This is a genomic window from Mixta mediterraneensis (assembly GCF_030283135.1).
Taxonomy (GTDB): domain Bacteria; phylum Pseudomonadota; class Gammaproteobacteria; order Enterobacterales; family Enterobacteriaceae; genus Pantoea; species Pantoea mediterraneensis.
The window spans coordinates 23275-43404 of the sequence record NZ_JASUAZ010000005.1 but is presented as its reverse complement, the minus strand read 5'-3'; the positions used below and the strand labels follow the sequence as shown (position 1 = coordinate 43404).

The window sequence follows — 20130 nt, the reverse complement described above, 5'->3', positions numbered from 1 at the left end:
TGAGGCGCCCCTTTTTTACTAAGCGGATGGCGCAACGCCATATTGCCTGAACCAGGCAAGCATACGCGCCCAGCCATCTCTGGCAGACTCGGCATGATAGCCTGGACGATAATCAGCATTAAATGCATGTCCGGCTTCGGGGTAGACGATGATTTCAGCTTTGGCATTGGCGGCATGCAGCGCCTGGCGCATCTGTTCAACGCTTTCCAGCGGAATGCCGTCATCCTGACCGCCATATAAGCCCAGAACGGGTGCGGATAAATCAACGGCAATATCAATCGGATGTTTTTGCTGTTTCATGGATTTATCGCCTGTCAGGCGACCATACCATGCTACGGCGGCACGAAGCTGCGGATTATGCGCTGCGTAAAGCCAGCTGATGCGACCACCCCAACAGAAACCGGTAATGCCCATTCTGCGAATATCGCCGCCGTGGCGAGACGCCCAGTTTGCGGCGTGGTCAAGATCAGATAACACTTGCGTATCCGGTACTTTACTTACCAGCTCTTTAAACAACGTCGGAATATCATCGTATTCGCTCGGATCTCCTTCGCGGAAATACAGTTCGGGCGCAATGGCCAGATAACCTTCCAGCGCCAGACGGCGGCAAATATCACGAATGTGTTCGTGTACGCCGAAAATTTCCTGCACCACCAGGACCATCGGTAACGGCCCTTCAACATCTTTTGGCCTGGCATAAAACGCGGGCATATTCTCGCCCTGACTTGGAACCGAGGTTTCGCCGGATTGAATAGCAGGGCTTTCAGTAATAATGGTTGTAGAAGCAGTGGGTTGTACCGCAGGTGCAAAGCCGCCTCCAGCAGATTTTTGTGCCATATTATCTTCGGTTTTCATTGTTCTCTCCGTGCAAGCAAATAGCGCGATCACGTAACTATAGCCTGGCCAGATCTCACATGGACCAGACAAGGGGTAGCAGAGTTAGCAACAGATAAAATCACCTATCTCTTTAACATTGCGATGACGGGTTACACAGCACCGCTTGTAGCAGTGAAGGATGACTTGATCTTAATGCGTGATATTCATCACATTTATTTTGATATGAAATGTAATTTTCATTTTTTATATTGATTGCTATCACATATTTATCGCGCAGGCTGACGTAGAGTGGCGCGTTACTTTCCTTCAATCAGGAGTCTGATATGTCACAATCTGACGTTTTCCACCTTGGCCTTACCAAAGCCGATTTGCAGGGAGCGACTTTAGCCATTGTGCCTGGCGATCCAGAGCGCGTTAAAAAAATCGCCGGGTTAATGGAGAATGCACAGCATCTGGCGTCGCACCGCGAATTTACGACGTGGCTGGCAAAACTGGACGGCAAGCCGGTTGTCGTGTGTTCGACCGGTATCGGTGGCCCGTCAACGTCAATTGCGGTTGAAGAGCTGGCTCAACTTGGTGTGCGCACCTTTCTGCGCGTTGGCACGACCGGCGCGATTCAGCCGCATATAAATGTGGGTGATGTCTTAGTGACCACCGCATCCGTGCGTTTAGACGGTGCCAGCCTGCATTTTGCCCCTATGGCGTTTCCAGCGGTGGCCGATTTTACCTGCACGACCGCATTGGTTGCGGCCGCAGAAGCGTGCGGAGCCACCACCCATATCGGTGTTACCGCGTCGTCCGACACGTTTTACCCAGGCCAGGAACGCTATGACACCTTCTCGGGCCGTGTGGTAAACCGCTTTCAGGGATCGATGAAAGAGTGGCAGCAAATGGGGGTGCTGAATTATGAGATGGAATCCGCGACGTTATTAACCATGTGCGCCAGTCAGGGACTGCGTGCTGGTATGGTGGCGGGTGTTATCGTCAATCGCACGCAGAAAGAGATCCCGGATGCGGTAACCATGAAACAGACCGAAAGCGATGCGGTGAAGATTGTCGTAGAAGCGGCGCGTCGCTTGCTATAACGCGCACGGCAGCAGGTTTCAGGAGTGAGAGAGCCGCCTGCTGCCTGGTTTAAATCCGCCTGCTTCAGCTGAGCCTGCGAATGCTTATATGCAATACGATGTTTCCCGATCGCGCTTCCTTTTTCCCGATCCCGCTATGGAAAAACGCTACTTTGTTGCGCGGGTTGCCAGCGCCGTGCTTCCTGGCGGGCATTGCAAACCGACAAGGGGCTTTTAAGGCGGCGTAAGGCCTGCCTGTCGGGCAAAATTGTCTGGACATTCATACAGTGCGACTCTACCTTTTCTCTCAGCAACGTATGTGGCGGGGGAATCATGGATCAGCACATCATCATCAGTGCCTGTCTGGCGCTGGCCGGCCTGGGCATTGGCTGGATGCTGGCGCAATTACGCGCCAGCCAACAATTAGCCAGTTTTGCTACCGAGCGTCGTCTGTTAGAAGCGGCACAGCAGCGTCAGCAACAGCATATCGAACAACTTCAGCAACAATCGCAACAGCGTGAGCAGGAATTGCATCACCTGCATGGTGCGCTGAGCGGGGCCAATGAGCGCCTGCAGCAGCTTGATTACTGGCGCGGTGAAAGCGAACAGCTGAATCGCGAGTTGCGTAATCAGCTGGAAGTGAACAGCGCCCAGGAAGCTGAACTTCGCGAAGTTACCATTCGTCTTGAAGAAACGCGCTTTGCCGCTGAAGAGAAACAGCGCTTGCTGACCAACAGTGAACAGCGCCTCAGCGCCCAGTTTGAAAATCTTGCCAATCGTATTTTTGAAAACAGCGGGCGGCGCGTCGATGAGCAAAACCGTCAAAGCCTGAACAGCCTGATCGGTCCACTACGTGAACAGCTGGACGGTTTTCGTCGTCAGGTGCATGAAAGTTTTGGAGTAGAAGCGCGCGAACGCCATACGCTAACCCATGAAATCCGCCAGCTTCAGCAGTTAAATGCGCAGATGGCGCAAGAAGCGATCAATCTGACAAAGGCGCTAAAAGGCGACAATAAAATTCAAGGCAACTGGGGAGAAGTGGTCCTGAGCCGCGTACTGGAAGCATCCGGGCTACGCGAAGGTTATGAATACGAAACTCAGGTCAGCATTCAGGCAGAACAGCAGGGCAGGATGCAACCCGATGTCATCGTCCGTTTACCGCAAGACAAAGATGTGGTGATTGACGCCAAAATGACGCTGGTGGCGTATGAACGCTACTTTAATGCGGAAAGTGAAGCCGATCGCGAACAGGCAATTCAGGCACATATCAGCGCAATGCGCGGACACATCCGCTTGCTGGGACGCAAAGATTATCAACAATTGCCCGGTTTACGATCGCTGGATTATGTGTTGATGTTTATCCCGGTAGAACCGGCCTTTTTGCTGGCAATCGATCGTCAGCCTGAATTAATCAGCGAAGCGTTGCAGCAAAATATTATGCTGGTCAGCCCAACCACACTGTTAGTTGCGCTGCGTACAATCAATAACCTTTGGCGCTATGAGCACCAAAGTCGCAATGCGCAGCGTATCGCTGATCGCGCGGCAAGGTTATACGATAAAATGCGGCTGTTTGTTGACGACATGAGCGGCATTGGCGTCAATCTGGATAAAGCGCAAAACAGCTATCGTGAAGCGATGAAAAAACTGGCAGAGGGGCGCGGCAATTTGATCGCGCAAACTGAAGTATTTCGCGATCTTGGCGTTGAGGTGAAGCGTTCCATTAATCCGTTGCTGGTGGAACGTGCCAGGCCAGAAAGTGAACCTGCTGACGAGCAGCAAGAGGAAAACGAAGCGGATGACAGCGGCTTACGTGTGAGACGTCTCCACGAATAGCACGGGCGCAACGTGCCTGACCTCCGTGACTCTGATACACTTCGGGAAGAATTATTTGTGGAGCAGGTAAACCGATGGCAGATGAATCACAGCAGGAAACCACCCATTTTGGCTTTCAGACGGTCGCTAAAAGTGAGAAGGCCGATAAAGTCGCGGACGTGTTTCATTCCGTAGCGGCAAAATACGACGTGATGAACGACCTGATGTCGTTTGGCATCCATCGTGTCTGGAAGCGTTTTACCATCGACAGCAGCGGCGTTCGCCGTGGACAGCGTGTCCTGGATCTGGCGGGTGGAACCGGCGATTTGACCGCAAAATTCTCCCGTTTGGTGGGCGAAACGGGTCAGGTGGTACTGGCCGACATCAATAGCTCAATGTTGAAAATGGGCCGCGAGAAGCTGCGTAATCGTGGTGTGGTTGGCAACGTCAACTATGTTCAGGCAAATGCCGAAGCGCTGCCGTTCCCGGATAATTATTTTGACTGCATTACCATCTCCTTCGGCCTGCGTAACGTGACTGAAAAAGAGAAAGCGCTGGCTTCCATGTTTCGCGTGCTAAAGCCGGGCGGTCGTTTGCTGGTACTGGAATTTTCCAAACCCGTCATTGAGCCGTTGAGCAAAGCTTATGATGCGTATTCATTCCACATCCTGCCACGCATCGGACAACTGGTGGCGCAAGACGCAGAAAGCTATCGCTATCTGGCTGAATCAATCCGCATGCACCCCGATCAGGAAACCCTAAAGGCGATGATGAATGATGTTGGTTTTGAAAATACCACCTACTTCAACATGACCGGCGGCATCGTCGCGCTACACCGCGGATTTAAGTTTTAAACGGTATGGTGATGACTTTTACGCCCTTAATCACTGCCGGTATTGAGACCGTGCTAAACCGCGTGTTGTATCGTGACTGCGGACTAAAAGCGGCGCGTCAACGTCTGGCCGGTAAAGTACTGACGCTGCGCCTGAATGAATTTTCCCATCCGCTGGTGCTGGTGTTCAGCGAACAACAGCTGGATGTATTGGGTGACTGGCGGGGCAGCAGTGATTGCACGGTAATTACCCAGTTGAAAACGCTGCCGAAATTGCGAGACCGTCAACAGCTTACCCGCCTGATCCGTAGCGGCGAGCTGGAAGTTGAAGGAGACTTACAGGTTGTCCAGCAGTTTTCTGCGCTAATGGATCTGGCCGAGCTGGATCCTGCCGAATATCTGGCACCGTGGACGGGTGATATTGCCGCCCAGGGTATTAGCCAGGGCGTGCAGCGTGCATTGCGCTTTATCAAAAGTGAAGTGCAACGGCGACAGGATTATTTAGGTCAGGCGATTACCGAAGAGTGGCGCGTTGCACCCGGCGCGTTAGAACTCGCCTGGTTTTCTGAGGAGATAGACGCGATGGAACGTTCGCTTGATGCGCTCAGTACGCGTTTAGCGCAGCTGGAGGCGAAATGAGTTTTGGTGAAATCCGCCGCTTGTACTTCATCGTTAAGGTTTTTTTGACGTATGGCCTTGATGAATTAATTCCCCGAATGCGCATTACTCTTCCGCTTCGCCTTTGGCGTCGCTGCATTTTTTGGATCCCTAACAAACATTCTGAAGCAGCGACAGGTGCGCGTCTGCGCATGGCACTGGAACAGCTCGGCCCGGTATGGATTAAGTTTGGTCAGATGCTCTCAACGCGTCGCGATCTGTTTCCGCCGGTGATTGCCGATCAGCTGGCGATTTTGCAGGACCGCGTTGCGCCTTTTGACGGCGTTAAAGCTAAAGCACAAATTGAACGTTCGATGGGCGCTCCGATTGAAAGCTGGTTTGATGATTTTGACATCAAGCCGCTGGCTTCAGCCTCGATAGCACAGGTACACACTGCAACACTCAAATCGAACGGTAAAAAAATTGTCATCAAAGTGATTCGCCCGGACATCCTGCCAGTAATCAAAGCGGACATGAAACTGATCTACCGTCTGGCTCGCTGGGTGCCGCGTTTGTTGCCGGATGGACGCCGCTTACGTCCACTGGAAGTGGTGCGGGATTATGAAAAAACCTTGATTGATGAGCTGAATTTACTGCGCGAAGCAGCGAATGCCATTCAGTTACGCCGCAACTTCGAAGACAGCCGCATGCTTTATGTGCCTGAAATATATTCAGATTATTGCAGCGAGTCGATGTTAGTCATGGAGCGGATCTACGGTATTCCGATTTCAGACGTGGCGACGCTTGAGCAACACGGCGTAAATATGAAACTGCTGGCCGAGCGTGGCGTGCAGGTCTTCTTTACCCAGGTGTTCCGCGACAGCTTTTTCCATGCCGATATGCATCCGGGCAATATTTTTGTCAGTTATGACCATCCTGAAGATCCGCAATATATCGGTATCGACTGCGGCATCGTTGGCTCGCTCAATAAAGAAGATAAACGTTATTTAGCCGAAAATTTCATCGCTTTCTTTAATCGTGACTACCGGAAAGTCGCGGAATTACATGTTGATTCAGGCTGGGTCCCGCCAGATACGAACGTTGAAGACTTTGAATTTGCGATTCGTACTGTCTGCGAACCCATTTTTGAAAAGCCGCTGGCCGAGATTTCCTTTGGTCATGTACTGCTGAACCTCTTTAATACCGCGCGCCGCTTCAATATGGAAGTGCAGCCGCAGCTGGTGCTGTTACAAAAGACGCTACTCTATATAGAAGGGATCGGACGACAGCTCTATCCACAACTGGATTTGTGGAAGACGGCAAAACCTTTTCTTGAGGATTGGATTAAAGATCAGGTTGGTATTCCAGCCATCATTCGGGCGGTGAAAGATAAAGCACCGTTCTGGGCAGAAAAATTGCCGGAACTGCCGGAGCTGTTCTATGACAGCATGCGTCAGCATAAGCTTTTACGGCATAGTGTCGATAAGTTAGTGGGCGATCTCAATGCGCAGCGTACCCGTCATCATCAGGCGCGGTATTTGTTTGGCGTCGGCGCCACGCTGCTATTAAGTGGTACGGTGGCCTTATTGAGTCGACCGGACTGGGACTTCTTTCCTGCTGTATTAATGGCGGCGGGTTTCGTCTCTTGGTTAATTGGCTGGCGTAAGACAAACTGATTGTCAGTTCAACCGAAAAAGCGGTAATGTCGCTCGCTCTGGCCCGAATTTATAAGGGTTCTCCGCGACACATTACGCAATAATTTTCACAGAATATTAGAGGCTATCTCATGGGCGGTATCAGTATTTGGCAATTAATCATCATTGCCGTAATCGTTGTACTTCTGTTTGGTACGAATAAATTACGCAATCTGGGTTCGGATTTAGGTTCCTCTATTCGTGGTTTCAAAAAAGCCATGGGCGATGAGGACGATAAAAAGGATCAACCGAAAGAGCAGGATGCTGACTTCAACGCCAAAACGCTGGCGGATAAACAGCAAACCTCGGCTAACAAAGAAGAAGCCAAGAACGACAAGCAGGTATAAACCGTGTTCGATATTGGTTTTAGTGAACTGGTATTGGTGTTCGTTATTGGGTTGATCGTACTTGGCCCACAACGTTTACCGGTTGCGGTGAAAACCGTAGTCGGCTGGATCAGGGCGATACGTTCGCTGGCAGCCAATGTGCAAAATGAGCTGGCGCAGGAGCTGAAGCTGCAGGAATTGCAGGACAGCCTGAAAAAGGTCGAAGAGGCGGGTCGCGGCACGCTGTCGCCTGAGCTAAAAGAGTCAATGGAAGAGCTCCGTAAAACCGCAGATTCAATGAAACGCTCTTATCAACAGAGCGTTGATATTGAAAAAGAGGAAGATGAAGCGAATACCATTCACGCTCCGCAGCAGCAACCTGCCGAGACTTCCTATCCTGTGACGCCCGCAGCCGCCGGAGGCCAGGCCAGCGCACCTGCACAGGTTCCCGGCAGCCATGAAGCCACGTCGGTGGCGAAACCTGACGAGGCTTCAGGCACCGCGCGCAGCACAGCAACCCCCTCTTCTGCAAGTGATGAACGATAATGGCCGTTGAAGATACTCAACCGCTCATCAGCCATCTGATTGAGCTGCGTAAGCGCCTGCTGAACTGCATTATCGCCGTGTTGGTGATTTTCCTGGCGCTGATTTATTTTGCTAATGACATCTACCATCTGGTGGCTTCACCGCTGATCAGTCAGATGCCGGTTGGTGCCAGCATGATTGCAACGGATGTGGCATCACCCTTTTTCACCCCGATAAAGCTCACCATTATTGTGTCGGTATTTCTCGCCGTGCCGGTGATCCTGTATCAGGTTTGGGCATTTATCGCACCGGCGTTGTATCGGCATGAGCGCAAGCTGGTCATGCCGCTACTGTTCTCTAGCACCTTCCTGTTTTATATCGGCGTGGCGTTTGCCTACTTTATCGTGTTCCCGCTGGCGTTTGGTTTTTTTGCTAAAACGGCCCCGCAGGGTGTGACTATCGCAACCGACATCACCAGTTACCTTGATTTCGTTATGACGCTGTTTATGGCGTTTGGCGTAGCGTTTGAGGTTCCGGTAGCCATCGTATTGCTGTGCTGGACCGGTATTACCAGTCCAGAGGATCTGAAAAAGAAGCGGCCTTACATTCTGGTGGGAGCTTTCGTCGTTGGCATGCTGCTGACACCGCCAGACGTTTTTTCCCAAACTTTGCTCGCTATTCCGATGTACTGCCTGTTTGAAGTCGGCGTATTCTTTTCTCGTTACTATGTGGGGAAAGGCCGCCGACAGCAGGATGAGGAACATAACACCGAATCCTGACGTTTGTGTTCTGAGTGCCCCGCCCTGGCGGGCTAAAGTTGAATCCAAACCGCCTATGTGGGCGGTTTTTGTTTATGACTTTTTTATAAATAACGGGAAGAGTTATGTTTGATATCGGTGTAAACCTGACCAGCACGCAATTCGCCTCCGATCGGGAAAAGGTGGTTAAACGCGCACGTGAAGCGGGCGTCACCGGCATGTTAATTACCGGCACCAATGCGCTGGAAAGCCAGCAGGCGCAGCGTTTGGCTGCCGGACAGCCAAACTATTGCTGGTCTACGGCGGGCGTGCATCCGCATCATGCCAGCGAATGGTCAACGGAAATCGCCAGCACATTGCGCCGCCTGGCAGAAAAGCCAGAAGTCGTCGCAATTGGTGAATGCGGCCTGGATTTCAATCGCAATTTATCTGCACATCAGCAACAGGAATATGCCTTTGATGCGCAATTAGCCCTGGCGGCGGAACTGAATATGCCGGTATTCCTGCACTGTCGCGAAGCGCATGAGCGCTTTGTTGCGGTACTGGAGCCGTGGTTACCGAAACTGCCTGGCGCAGTGATACATTGCTTTACGGGCACGCGTAATGAGCTGGAAGCCTGTCTGGCATTAGGTTTGTCGGTTGGGATTACCGGGTGGGTATGTGACGAGCGCCGTGGGCTGGAACTACGTGAGATGTTGCCGCTGATTCCAGCTGATCGCCTGCTGCTGGAAACGGATGCGCCCTATCTGTTGCCACGCGATATGCGTCCACGTCCACCTTCTCGTCGCAATGAGCCATGCTTTCTGCCGCATCTTGTTCAGCAGGTCGCTAACTGGCGCGCAGAGGATGCTGAAGATCTGGCTACCTGTGTGGATCAGAATGCCCGGACGCTGTTCAAACTGGCTTAAAGCTTGCGAAATTGTTTGTTATCGACGCTGCGCATTACCTGTTTATTAAGCAAATTGAGTAGCAGTATGGAACGTGTTTCGCCATCGGGTTCAGCAAAAATAGCGCGTAACCCTTCAAAAGTCCCCTCGGTGATGATCACTTCGTCACCGATTTGTGGGGTGTCTGGATCGAACAGGATTTGCGGCGCATCGGTTTGCAGCGCTTCGATAACAGCGGATGGCACCGTCGCGGGCGTTGCGCCGAAGCGTACAAAATGGCTGACGCCGCGTGTACTGCTAATCGTGGTAGTGTGAATCGATTCTGGATCAAATTCGATGAACAGATAATTAGGAAACAACGGTTCACTTACCGTGGTGCGTTTGCCGCGCACAATCTTTTCCAGCGCAATCATCGGACTGAGGCAATTCACTTCTTGCCGTTCCAGATGCTCCTTAGCGCGCAAGAGCTGCCCACGTTTGCAATAGAGTAAGTACCAGGATTCCATAACCGCTCCCATCGAATGGACGCTAAGAATACCAAACCTGCTGCCAGAGTTATAGCGCATCGAAACCCGGAAAGGGGCGTCTGATAAAAATAAACCGAGACTTTTCTTAACTTGCGAGATGCTTTCAGAAAAGCAGATTGAAAATTGACGTCCCGCTACCCTCTGTATCAGACTCAATGTCCATTACCGGAGTGAAAAGGATCACCTGATGGAGTTGTTTCTGTTAAGCAATGGCAAGCTGGCGGATGATGCACCGTTGTTAGATTACGCACAGCCGCAGCTGCATACGATGATTGCCCAGCGCAGGATCACGTCTGCGCTCTTTATTCCCTATGCGATTATTCGTGGCGATCAGCAACAGCGTGCCGCCGATCTCAGTGCGTCGCTGGGCATTACTGTACGCTGCATTCAGGAATTTTCATCGCCTCCTGAAGCTGTTGATCAGGCAGAATTAATTCTAGTCAGCGGTGGTAATACGTGGCTTTTAAACCAGATGCTGCATGAAAAAGGTTTAATTATGCCGATCCAGCGTGCGGTTCGTGAACGCAATGTACCCTATGTTGGCTGGAGCGCAGGCTGTAACGTGGCGACGCCGACTATCCGCACAACCAATGATATGCCGGTTCGCAGTAGCGTGGTGTTACCTGCGCTGGGTCTTTTTCCGGTACAAATCAATCCACACTATAGTGATGCGGACGTCAGCGGGCATAGGGGTGAAACCCGTGATGTGCGGCTGGCGGAGTTTTGCGCCATTAATCCTGCAGAATCGGTGATTGCACTGCGTGAAGGCAGTTTTCTGCATGTGAGCGATAATCGCCTTAGTTACTTCAGCGTGTGGGACGACGACTTCAAAGTGTTCCGTCATAACCAGCCGATTCAGGCGTATCACGATGTCAGTGCACTGCAACCGCTGGTTCCTTTTCGCTGTAAATAAGGATGCCGCATAAACCTCAACACACCGAGATGTTCGGCCCTATAATGGCCGCTTCACTCTGGCCGGAAAGCTAAAGCTGCATGAAATATCAGGATTTAAGAGACTTCCTCGCGCTACTTGAGCAGCGTGGTGAGTTAAAGCGCATTACTCAGGCGATCGACCCCGAACTGGAAATGACTGAAATAGCCGACCGTACCTTGCGTGCTGGTGGACCAGCATTGCTGTTCGAAAACCCGAAAGGATACGACATGCCGGTGCTGTGTAATCTGTTTGGCACGCCGAAACGTGTGGCAATGGGCATGGGACAAGAAGAAGTCAGCGCACTGCGTGAAGTGGGTAAATTGCTGGCGTTTTTAAAGGAGCCTGAACCGCCAAAAGGCTTCCGTGATTTGTTCGATAAAATGCCGCAGTTCAAACAGGTATTAAACATGCCGACCAGGCGTCTGCGTAATGCGCCTTGTCAGGAGGTAGTGTTTAGCGGTGACGAAGTGGACTTATCGCGTATTCCAGTGATGAAATGCTGGCCTGGCGACGCGGCACCGCTTATTACCTGGGGACTGACCGTTACGCGCGGGCCGCATAAAGAGCGTCAGAATCTGGGTATTTATCGCCAGCAGGTGATTGGGAAAAATCGTTTAATCATGCGCTGGCTTTCGCATCGTGGTGGCGCGCTTGATTATCAGGAATGGATCAAAGTGCATCCTGGCAAACGCTTTCCCGTTTCGGTCGCTCTGGGTGCCGATCCAGCCACCATCCTTGGTGCGGTCACGCCGGTGCCGGATACGCTATCAGAATATGCATTTGCCGGTTTGCTGCGCGGCAATAAAACCGAAGTAGTGAAATGCCTTTCCAGCGATCTGGAAGTGCCAGCCAGTGCGGAAATCGTCCTGGAAGGGTACATTGAGCCCGGCGATATGGCGCCGGAAGGACCTTACGGCGATCACACCGGCTACTACAATGAAGTAGATAGTTTTCCGGTGTTTACCGTGACGCATATCACGCAGCGCCATCAGGCGATCTATCATTCAACGTATACCGGACGCCCGCCCGATGAACCGGCGGTATTAGGCGTGGCATTGAATGAAGTGCTTGTACCGATTCTTATCAAGCAGTTCCCGGAGATCGTTGACTTTTATTTGCCGCCGGAAGGCTGTTCGTATCGCCTGGCGGTAGTGACGATTAAAAAGCAGTACGCGGGCCATGCTAAACGGGTAATGTTTGGCGTCTGGTCATTCCTGCGGCAGTTCATGTACACCAAATTTGTTATTGTGTGTGACGACGACGTAAATGCGCGCGACTGGAACGATGTGATTTGGGCAATTACCACGCGCATGGATCCAGCACGTGATACGGTGTTGGTCGAGAATACACCCATTGACTATCTCGATTTCGCTTCGCCGGTTTCCGGCCTGGGATCGAAAATGGGACTGGATGCGACTAACAAATGGCCAGGTGAAACGCAGCGTGAATGGGGAACGCCCATTGTCAAAGATCCTGTTGTCACCGCGCGTATTGATGCCATCTGGGATGAGTTAGGTATTTTGGATCAGCCGCCACAACGCTGACGGTGAACACAATCATAAAGACGACCCGACAGAGGGAACGCATGACAACGTTAAGCTGTAAAGTAACTTCAGTTGAAGCGATTACCGACACGGTGTATCGCGTTCGCCTGATCCCAGAAGCGGATTTTAACTTTCGCGCGGGACAGTATTTGATGGTAGTGATGGACGAACGTGATAAGCGCCCGTTTTCGCTGGCATCCACGCCGATGGAAAAAGACATTATTGAGCTGCATATTGGGGCTTCTGATCTAAATCTGTATGCGATGGCGGTGATGGATCGTATCCGTGATGATCGCCAGATTACCGTCGATATTCCACATGGTGATGCCTGGCTGCGTGAAGACAGTACGAAACCGCTGATTCTGATCGCTGGTGGAACCGGCTTCTCTTATGCGCGTTCTATTCTGCTCACTGCGCTGGCACAGCAGCCGGATCGCGATATTGCCATTTACTGGGGTGGCCGTGAACTGAAGCATTTATATGATCTGGAAGAGCTGAACGCGTTGGCGGTTAAGCATCCTAATCTAACGGTAATCCCGGTAGTTGAGCAGCCAGAAGAGGGTTGGCAAGGCCGTTCGGGGACGGTATTAACGGCAGTGATGCAGGATTACAGCTCGCTGAGTGAGCATGAGATCTACATTGCTGGTCGCTTTGAGATGGCGAAGATTGCCCGTGACCGGTTCTGTGCCGAGCGTGGTGCGATTGAAGCGCAAATGTATGGCGATGCTTTCGCTTTTATTTGATGGGCGAATCGCAGGCAGAAAAAGCCCGCCCCTGACAGGCGGGAAAGAACAGCCATATTAATACCCAACGTATTACAGACGTTCGAATACGGTAGCGATGCCCTGGCCCAGACCGATACACATTGTCGCAAGGCCGAACTGGGCATCGCGTCGTTCCATAATATTCAGCAGCGTAGTGCTGATACGCGCACCGGAGCAGCCCAGCGGATGCCCAAGCGCAATTGCACCGCCGTTCAAATTAACCTTGTTATCTAACTGATCCAATAAGCCCAGGTCCTTGATACAGGGCAGCGTTTGGGCGGCAAAAGCTTCGTTCAGTTCAAAGATGTCAATATCACTGATGCTGAGCCCGGCGCGTTTCAGCGCCAGCTTGCTGGCGGGAACCGGGCCATAACCCATAATGGAAGGATCGCAGCCTGTCACGGCCATGCTTTTAATGTGTGCGCGTGGTGCCAGACCGAGCTCACGGGCGCGACTTTCACTCATTACTAACATGGCGGCGGCACCATCTGATAAAGCAGAGGATGTGCCAGCAGTGACGGTTCCATTCACCGGATCGAACGCCGGTTTAAGCGCGGCTAATCCTTCAGGACTGGTATCTTCACGAATCACTTCGTCAAAATCATAGCGCTTCAGCACGCCATCGGCGTCATGTCCATAGGTTGGCACAATCTCACGCTGAAAATCACCACGCTGGGTAGCGTGTAAGGCGCGCTGATGCGAACGCAGGGCAAAGGCATCTTGCTGCTCACGGCTGATATGATGCATACGTGCCAGCATTTCGGCGGTTAATCCCATCATACCCGCCGCTTTAGCCACGGTGCGGCCTAAGCCTGGATGAAAATCAACGCCGTGATTCATCGGAACATGTCCCATGTGTTCAACGCCGCCGACCAGACAACTGTGCGCATCGCCGACCATAATGGCGCGCGCGGCATCGTGTAATGCCTGCATTGAGGAACCGCACAGACGGTTGACGGTGGTTGCCGGGACGCAATGTGGGATCTCTGCCAGTAGCGCCGCATTGCGTGCAATATTGAAACCCTGTTCCAGCGTCTGCTGCACGCAGCCCCAGACAATATCATCCAGCGCGGCGGCATTTACCGCCGGGTTACGGCTCAGCAATTCACGCATCAGGTGCGCGGAAAGATCTTCAGCGCGTACGTGACGGAATGCGCCGCCTTTTGAACGGCCCATTGGCGTGCGCACGGCATCAATAATTACTACATTTTCCATGTTCATCACCTCAGACACCTTGAAGAACGGCTTCGTCAATTGGTTTGGCGGCGGGATACCAGCTTTCATGCTGATGTGCTTTCTGCACTAACAGCGCGGGAAGTTCATACAGCGTGCCAAGGGCGGTGTAGCGTTTCGCCTGATCGACGACATTACTATTGCCAAGCGTGTCGAGATAGCGCAGCGCCCCGCCACGGAACGGTGGGAAGCCAAGTCCGTAAACCAGCGCCATGTCTGCTTCGGCAGGCGAGGCGACAATATTCTCTTCCAGGCAGCGTACTACTTCGCTCAGCATCGGCAGCATCATGCGGTTAACAATCTCTTCATCACTGAATACACGTTTCGGCTGGCAAACCTGTTGCAGCAGCGCATCCACTTCTGAATCAGGCGCTTTTCTCGCTTTGCCTTTCTTATCCTTTTCCCAGCACCAGAACCCTTTACCGTTTTTTTGGCCGTAACGTCCGGCAGCAAATAGCATGTCGATGGCGTCACGATAATCTTTTTTCATACGCTGAGGGAAACCTTCAGCCATGACGCTTTGCGCATGGTGGGCGGTATCAAGGCCAACCACATCTAATAGCCAGGCCGGGCCCATCGGCCAGCCAAACTGTTTCTCCATCACGTTATCTATCTGACGGAAGTCAGCACCATCGCGTAATAACAGGCTGAAGGCGGCAAAATAGGGGAACAGCACACGATTGACAAAGAAACCGGGGCAGTCATTGACCACAATCGGTGTTTTACCCATTTTGCTGGCCCATGCCACGACTTTGCTAATCGTCGCTTCGCTGGTTTTCTCACCACGCACCACTTCAACCAGGGGCATACGCGGCACCGGATTGAAAAAATGCATCCCGCAGAAATTTTCGGGGCGTTGCAGCGCCTGCGACAGTTGGCTAATGGGGATCGTGGACGTGTTCGACGCTAAGACAGCGTCTTTACGCAGATGCAATTCGGTTTCGGCCAGCACTTTCGCTTTCACCTGCGGATTTTCAACCACCGCTTCCACCACGACGTCGGCTCGTTCAAAACCGGTATAATCCAGCGTTGGCTGGATAGCCGCGATCACGCTGGCCAGTTTAGTACCGTCGATTTTTCCGCGTTCCAGCTGTTTATTCAGCAGGTTGCTGGCTTCATTCATACCGAGCGCCAGCGCCTGTGAATTGATGTCCTTCATGATGACCGGCACGCCTTTCCACGCGGACTGGTAGCTAATACCTCCGCCCATAATCCCCGCGCCCAGTACTGCAGCCTGCGCTGGCGCACTGCTTTCATTGCCGCGTTTTTTTGCCAGTCCTTTTACATATTGATCGTTAAGGAAAATGCCGACCAGCGCACGGGCTTCATCGGATTGTGCCAGCGGCACAAACGCTGCGGTTTCCAGTTTTAGAGCTTCATTGCGATCCAACGCAGCGGCGGCTTCAATAGTTTTAACCGCAGTAATCGGTGCGGGATAATGTTTGCCGGCGGCTTGCATCACCATGCTTTTGGCGAGGGTAAAACTCATTGCCGCTTCAATCGGGCTAAGCTTCAGGGGAAGCAATTTTGGCGCACGACGCTTGCGCCAGCTGCCTTCAACCGCGGCGTCTTTTAGCATGGTGATGGCAGCCTGCCGCAACTTATCGCTTTCCACTACCGCATCCACTAAACCCAGCTGCAGAGCCTTGCATCCATCTATCTCTTTTCCCGCCGCGATAATTTCCAACGCGCTGTCAGCTCCGAGCAGGCGCGGCAAGCGCACGCTACCGCCAAAACCAGGCATAATGCCTAATTTAGTTTCTGGTAAGCCAATACGCGCGGCGGGTGTCGCGACACGCAGATCGGTTGCCAGAATACATTCGCATCCTCCACCTAATGCATAGCCATCAATCGCGGCAATGGTCGGTACGGGTAAGTCTTCTAACCGATTAAAGATGCCGTTCACAAAACGCAGCCAGTGGCTGAGTTTCTCGGCTGGGGCATCAAATAAAGACAAAAATTCAGTGATGTCCGCGCCGACAATAAAGGTTGGTTTCGCCGAACTCAGCAATACGCCGTGTAAGGCGGCCTGCTGTTCCAGCACGGAAATAGCTTCGCCCAGGCTCGCCACCGTTTGTGTATCAAGCTTGTTTACGGAACCGGCTGCATCAAAAACCAGCTCGGCAATACCATCGTCCAGCCAGCGAAGTGAAAGATTTGCGCCTTGGTAGAGCATGTGCGTCTCCTGAAACCGCGAAAGGTAATCTGGTCCAACCAGATGATCGAGAGTGTGGGAGTGATGTTATTTTTTTGCAAACAGCTCTTTGTGGATTTGCTAACAAGATCACAGCCGTCCGGAACGCGGCATCCGTTTTACGGCTGTGCTAAACTGCGGCGATTTCGCGACTCTGGAGAAACAGCAATGGATTCACTGAAGAACCTGTATCACGCACATATCGCTACGTTACAACAACGAGCGCAGCAGGTACTGGCGCGCAACAAGCTTGATGCCATGCTGATCCATTCCGGCGAATTGCTGACGGTATTTCTGGATGATCATCACTATCCCTTCAAGGTGAATCCGCAGTTCAAAGCCTGGGTTCCTGTGACGCAGGTTCCCAATTGCTGGCTCTGGATCGATGGTGTGAATAAACCTAAATTATGGTTCTATTCGCCGGTCGATTGCTGGCACAACGTTGAACCGCTGCCGAATGGTTTTTGGACTGAAGCAGTTGACGTGGTTGGTTTGAAGCAAGCTGATGAGATTGCACAACAGTTGCCTGCCCGACGCGATAATGTGGCCTATATCGGTCCGGTGATTGAACGAGCCGCTCAGCTAGGTATCTCTTCGGGCAACATGAACCCGAAAGCGGTGATCGATTTCTTACATTATCATCGCAGTATTAAAACTGAATATGAACTGGCCTGCATGCGACAGGCGCAGAAACTGGCCGTCGCCGGTCATCATGCGGCAAAAGAGGCATTTTTTGCCGGTCTGAGCGAGTTCGATATTAATCAGGCCTATTTGACGGCGACAGGTCATCGCGACACGGATGTCCCTTACGGCAACATCATCGCCTTGAACGAACATGCTGCGGTGCTGCATTACACCAGGTTAGATCATCAGTCGCCAGCGAAACGCCATAGCTTCCTGATTGATGCTGGTGCTGAATATCTTGGTTATGCTGCCGATTTAACCCGTAGCTATGCCGCGCAGAACGGATCGCTGTATGCCAGTTTAGTTGACGCGATGAATACGGAAGAGCTGGCACTGATTGCAACGTTGAAAGCGGGCATACGTTACACCGATTATCATCTGCAAATGCACCAGCGCATTGCCAGGCTGTTGCTGAAATTTGACCTGGTTCAAGGGCTGAGTGAAGAAGCGCTGGTGGCTGAAGATATTACCGGTCCTTTTATGCCGCACGGTTTAGGCCATCCGCTGGGATTGCAGGTACATGATGTAGCTGGATTTATGCAGGATGATAACGGTACGCATCTTGCTGCCCCGTCACAATATCCTTATCTGCGTTGTACCCGCGTGCTGGAGCCGGGCATGGTAATGACCATTGAACCTGGGTTCTATATTATCGAATCCCTGCTTGCGCCGTTGCGTACCGGGAAATTGAGTCAGCACATTAACTGGCAAGCCGTTGATGCGTTAAAGCCGTTTGGTGGTATTCGTATTGAGGACAATGTAGTAATACACGCCAATCGCATTGAAAACATGACGCGCGATTTGCATCTTGCCTGATGGATGCCTTCGACATTCCCGCTGACGCGCTGAGCGTCAGCGAGGAGACGATTAAGAAAAGCCGCTTCATTACCGTGTTGGCGCATACCGACGGGGTTGAAGCGGCGCGCGCATTTGTTCAGCAGATAAAGAATGAACATCCCGGCGCGCGACATCACTGCTACGCCTGGATTGCCGGTGCGCCAAATGATTCACAGCAGTTGGGTTTTTCCGATGATGGCGAACCTTCCGGTACTGCGGGCAAACCGATGCTGGCGCAATTGTCGGGTGCGAATATTGGTGAGATAACCGCAGTGGTGGTGCGCTATTACGGCGGCATCATGCTAGGAACCGGCGGGTTGGTCAAAGCCTACGGTGGTGGCGTTCAGCAGGGATTAAAACAGCTAACGCGCACGCGAAAAGTGCCGATGAAACTGTTTTCATTACAATGCGATTATGCACAGCTCAGCGAAATCGAACGGTTATTGCAACGCTTTGAGGGCAGAGTCGAGGAAAGCCAGTATCTTGAACGCATCTCTCTGACGCTTGCTTTACCTTATGGAAAAATCGACGGATTCAGACAAAATTTGTCTGACTTTAGTCGGGGCGCATTAGCGCTTATCCCACTTATACCTTAGTGTTCTCAACATCTTTTTAAAGGAACGGCTGAATGCATTTTCGCGCCATTACCCGCATTGTCGGTCTGCTGGTGATTCTCTTTTCGGTCACGATGATCTTGCCAGGCCTGGTTGCGCTGATCTATCGCGATGGTGCCGGTCGCGCCTTTAGCCAGACGTTTATGATGGCGCTGGTGATTGGTTCGTTATTGTGGTGGCCGAACCGCAAGCAGAAGTCCGAATTGAAACCGCGCGAAGGCTTTCTGATTGTCGTGCTATTCTGGACGGTGCTGGGCAGCGTAGGGGCGATGCCCTTTATCTTCGCCGAGCAACCACACCTTTCGGTTACCGATGCCTTTTTCGAATCGTTTTCTGGCTTAACAACAACCGGCGCAACCACGCTGGTGGGACTGGATTCGTTGCCTAAAGCGATCTTGTTTTATCGCCAGATGCTGCAATGGCTCGGCGGAATGGGGATCATCGTCCTGGCGGTGGCGATTCTGCCGATTCTGGGCGTAGGCGGAATGCAGCTCTATCGTGCTGAAATGCCTGGTCCGTTGAAAGACAATAAAATGCGTCCACGTATCGCCGAGACCGCTAAAACTTTATGGCTCATCTATGTGTTACTGACGGTGGCCTGTGCGCTGGCGCTGTGGCTGGCTGGTATGCCGATGTTCGATGCTATCGGTCATAGTTTCTCGACCATTGCTATTGGGGGTTTTTCTACTCATGACGCCAGCCTGGGTTACTTTAACAGTGGCGCCATTAATACCATTGTGGCGGTGTTTCTGCTGATTTCCGGCTGTAATTATGGCTTGCACTTCTCATTGCTCAGTGGACGCAATCTTCGCGTTTACTGGCGTGATCCAGAATTCCGCATGTTTATTGGCGTGCAGATGACGTTAATACTGATCTGTACGCTGGTGTTATGGTTCCATAATGTCTATAGCAGTGGCTGGCAAACCCTGAATCAGGCGTTCTTCCAGGTTGTTTCCATGGCGACCACCGCCGGCTTCACCACCGACAGCATTGCGCACTGGCCTCTCTTCCTGCCGGTATTACTGCTTTGTTCTGCTTTTATTGGCGGATGTGCGGGTTCAACCGGGGGCGGACTGAAGGTCATTCGTATTCTGCTGCTCTGTAAACAAGGCAATCGTGAACTGAAGCGCTTAGTTCATCCGAATGCGGTTTATACCATCAAGCTGGGCAATCGCGCATTGCCGGAACGTATCCTTGAAGCGGTTTGGGGGTTCTTTTCTGCTTATGCCCTGGTGTTTCTTGTTAGCATGCTGGCCATTATCGCTACAGGTGTGGACGACTTCTCAGCATTTGCCGCCGTTGCAGCAACGCTAAATAATCTTGGCCCAGGGTTGGGCGTGGTGGCTGATAATTTTACTTCAATGAATGACGTGGCTAAATGGATTCTGATCTCCACTATGCTGTTTGGTCGCCTTGAGGTGTTTACCCTGCTAGTACTGTTTACGCCGACTTTCTGGCGTGAGTAAT

Annotated in this window: 19 protein-coding genes; 15 read left to right on the top strand and 4 right to left on the bottom strand. The window is 52.0% G+C overall.

Features of this window, described 5'->3' with window-relative positions; translation table 11 throughout:
• Window positions 1-18: 18 nt before the first annotated feature.
• Window positions 19-855, bottom strand: a complete 837-nt coding sequence (locus QRY16_RS05400) for a dienelactone hydrolase family protein (RefSeq protein WP_193405742.1) — start codon at window positions 853-855, stop codon at window positions 19-21.
• A 305-nt stretch (window positions 856-1160) separates the two neighbouring features.
• Here QRY16_RS05400 and udp point away from each other — a divergent pair, with 305 nt between their 5' ends.
• The 9 genes from udp to tatD all read left to right on the top strand — a co-directional run bounded on the left by udp (window position 1161) and on the right by tatD (window position 9353).
• Entirely contained in the window at window positions 1161-1922 is a 762-nt protein-coding gene (gene udp, locus QRY16_RS05395; RefSeq protein ID WP_289775895.1) for a uridine phosphorylase, read from the top strand.
• A gap of 312 nt (window positions 1923-2234) precedes the next feature.
• Window positions 2235-3734, top strand: a complete 1500-nt coding sequence (gene rmuC, locus QRY16_RS05390) for a DNA recombination protein RmuC (RefSeq protein WP_193405743.1) — start codon at window positions 2235-2237, stop codon at window positions 3732-3734.
• Window positions 3735-3808: 74 nt separating this feature from the next.
• Window positions 3809-4567, top strand: a complete 759-nt coding sequence (gene ubiE / locus QRY16_RS05385) for a bifunctional demethylmenaquinone methyltransferase/2-methoxy-6-polyprenyl-1,4-benzoquinol methylase UbiE (RefSeq protein ID WP_193405744.1) — start codon at window positions 3809-3811, stop codon at window positions 4565-4567.
• An 11-nt stretch (window positions 4568-4578) separates the two neighbouring features.
• Window positions 4579-5184, top strand: coding sequence for a ubiquinone biosynthesis protein UbiJ (ubiJ, locus tag QRY16_RS05380; protein WP_289775894.1), 606 nt, complete (start codon window positions 4579-4581; stop codon window positions 5182-5184).
• A complete protein-coding gene (ubiB, locus tag QRY16_RS05375) occupies window positions 5181-6818 on the top strand; it encodes a ubiquinone biosynthesis regulatory protein kinase UbiB (RefSeq protein WP_289775893.1) in 1638 nt (545 codons plus the stop codon). The genes ubiJ and ubiB overlap by 4 nt, the downstream gene beginning before the upstream one ends.
• Before the next feature lie 110 nt (window positions 6819-6928).
• Window positions 6929-7183 carry a twin-arginine translocase TatA/TatE family subunit gene (tatA, locus tag QRY16_RS05370; protein ID WP_193405747.1) on the top strand — a complete coding sequence of 85 codons (255 nt, stop codon included), beginning with the start codon at window positions 6929-6931 and terminating at the stop codon, window positions 7181-7183.
• A gap of 3 nt (window positions 7184-7186) precedes the next feature.
• The gene (gene tatB, locus QRY16_RS05365; protein WP_289775892.1) at window positions 7187-7708 is read left to right on the top strand and encodes a Sec-independent protein translocase protein TatB; all 522 of its coding nucleotides are present in this window, start codon (window positions 7187-7189) and stop codon (window positions 7706-7708) included.
• A complete protein-coding gene (tatC, locus tag QRY16_RS05360) occupies window positions 7708-8466 on the top strand; it encodes a Sec-independent protein translocase subunit TatC (protein ID WP_193405749.1) in 759 nt (252 codons plus the stop codon). Before tatB ends, tatC begins: the two co-directional genes overlap by 1 nt.
• 104 nt (window positions 8467-8570) lie before the next feature.
• Window positions 8571-9353: a 3'-5' ssDNA/RNA exonuclease TatD gene (gene tatD / locus QRY16_RS05355; protein ID WP_289775891.1), complete on the top strand. Its 783-nt coding sequence runs from the start codon at window positions 8571-8573 to the stop codon at window positions 9351-9353.
• On the opposite strand, the gene rfaH is transcribed toward tatD, so the two are convergent.
• Window positions 9350-9838, bottom strand: a complete 489-nt coding sequence (gene rfaH / locus QRY16_RS05350; protein ID WP_289775890.1) for a transcription/translation regulatory transformer protein RfaH — start codon at window positions 9836-9838, stop codon at window positions 9350-9352. The two genes, tatD and rfaH, sit on opposite strands and share 4 nt — an antisense overlap.
• 208 nt (window positions 9839-10046) lie before the next feature.
• Here rfaH and pepE point away from each other — a divergent pair, with 208 nt between their 5' ends.
• The 3 genes from pepE (at window position 10047) to fre (ending at window position 13080) form a co-directional block, all read left to right on the top strand.
• A complete protein-coding gene (gene pepE, locus QRY16_RS05345; protein WP_289775889.1) occupies window positions 10047-10772 on the top strand; it encodes a dipeptidase PepE in 726 nt (241 codons plus the stop codon).
• A gap of 80 nt (window positions 10773-10852) precedes the next feature.
• The gene (gene ubiD / locus QRY16_RS05340) at window positions 10853-12337 is read left to right on the top strand and encodes a 4-hydroxy-3-polyprenylbenzoate decarboxylase (protein ID WP_193405752.1); all 1485 of its coding nucleotides are present in this window, start codon (window positions 10853-10855) and stop codon (window positions 12335-12337) included.
• A gap of 41 nt (window positions 12338-12378) precedes the next feature.
• Window positions 12379-13080, top strand: a complete 702-nt coding sequence (gene fre, locus QRY16_RS05335; protein WP_193405753.1) for an NAD(P)H-flavin reductase — start codon at window positions 12379-12381, stop codon at window positions 13078-13080.
• Between the two features lie 72 nt (window positions 13081-13152).
• Here fre and fadA read toward each other — a convergent pair whose 3' ends face one another.
• Together fadA and fadB are read right to left on the bottom strand one after the other, a co-directional pair.
• Window positions 13153-14316 (bottom strand): acetyl-CoA C-acyltransferase FadA, encoded by a 1164-nt coding sequence (fadA, locus tag QRY16_RS05330; protein WP_289775888.1) that lies wholly within the window; start codon window positions 14314-14316, stop codon window positions 13153-13155.
• 10 nt (window positions 14317-14326) lie between these two features.
• Entirely contained in the window at window positions 14327-16510 is a 2184-nt protein-coding gene (fadB, locus tag QRY16_RS05325) for a fatty acid oxidation complex subunit alpha FadB (protein WP_289775887.1), read from the bottom strand.
• A gap of 186 nt (window positions 16511-16696) precedes the next feature.
• Between fadB and pepQ the strand changes: the two genes are divergently transcribed.
• Genes pepQ through trkH form a run of 3 tightly spaced genes read left to right on the top strand, consistent with a single transcriptional unit; the run spans window position 16697 to window position 20129 of the window.
• Window positions 16697-18028 (top strand): Xaa-Pro dipeptidase, encoded by a 1332-nt coding sequence (gene pepQ / locus QRY16_RS05320; protein WP_289775886.1) that lies wholly within the window; start codon window positions 16697-16699, stop codon window positions 18026-18028.
• The gene (locus tag QRY16_RS05315) at window positions 18028-18645 is read left to right on the top strand and encodes an IMPACT family protein (RefSeq protein ID WP_289775885.1); all 618 of its coding nucleotides are present in this window, start codon (window positions 18028-18030) and stop codon (window positions 18643-18645) included. The genes pepQ and QRY16_RS05315 overlap by 1 nt, the downstream gene beginning before the upstream one ends.
• Window positions 18646-18677: 32 nt before the next feature.
• Entirely contained in the window at window positions 18678-20129 is a 1452-nt protein-coding gene (trkH, locus tag QRY16_RS05310) for a Trk system potassium transporter TrkH (RefSeq protein ID WP_289775884.1), read from the top strand.
• The last annotated feature ends 1 nt before the right edge of the window (window position 20130 follow it).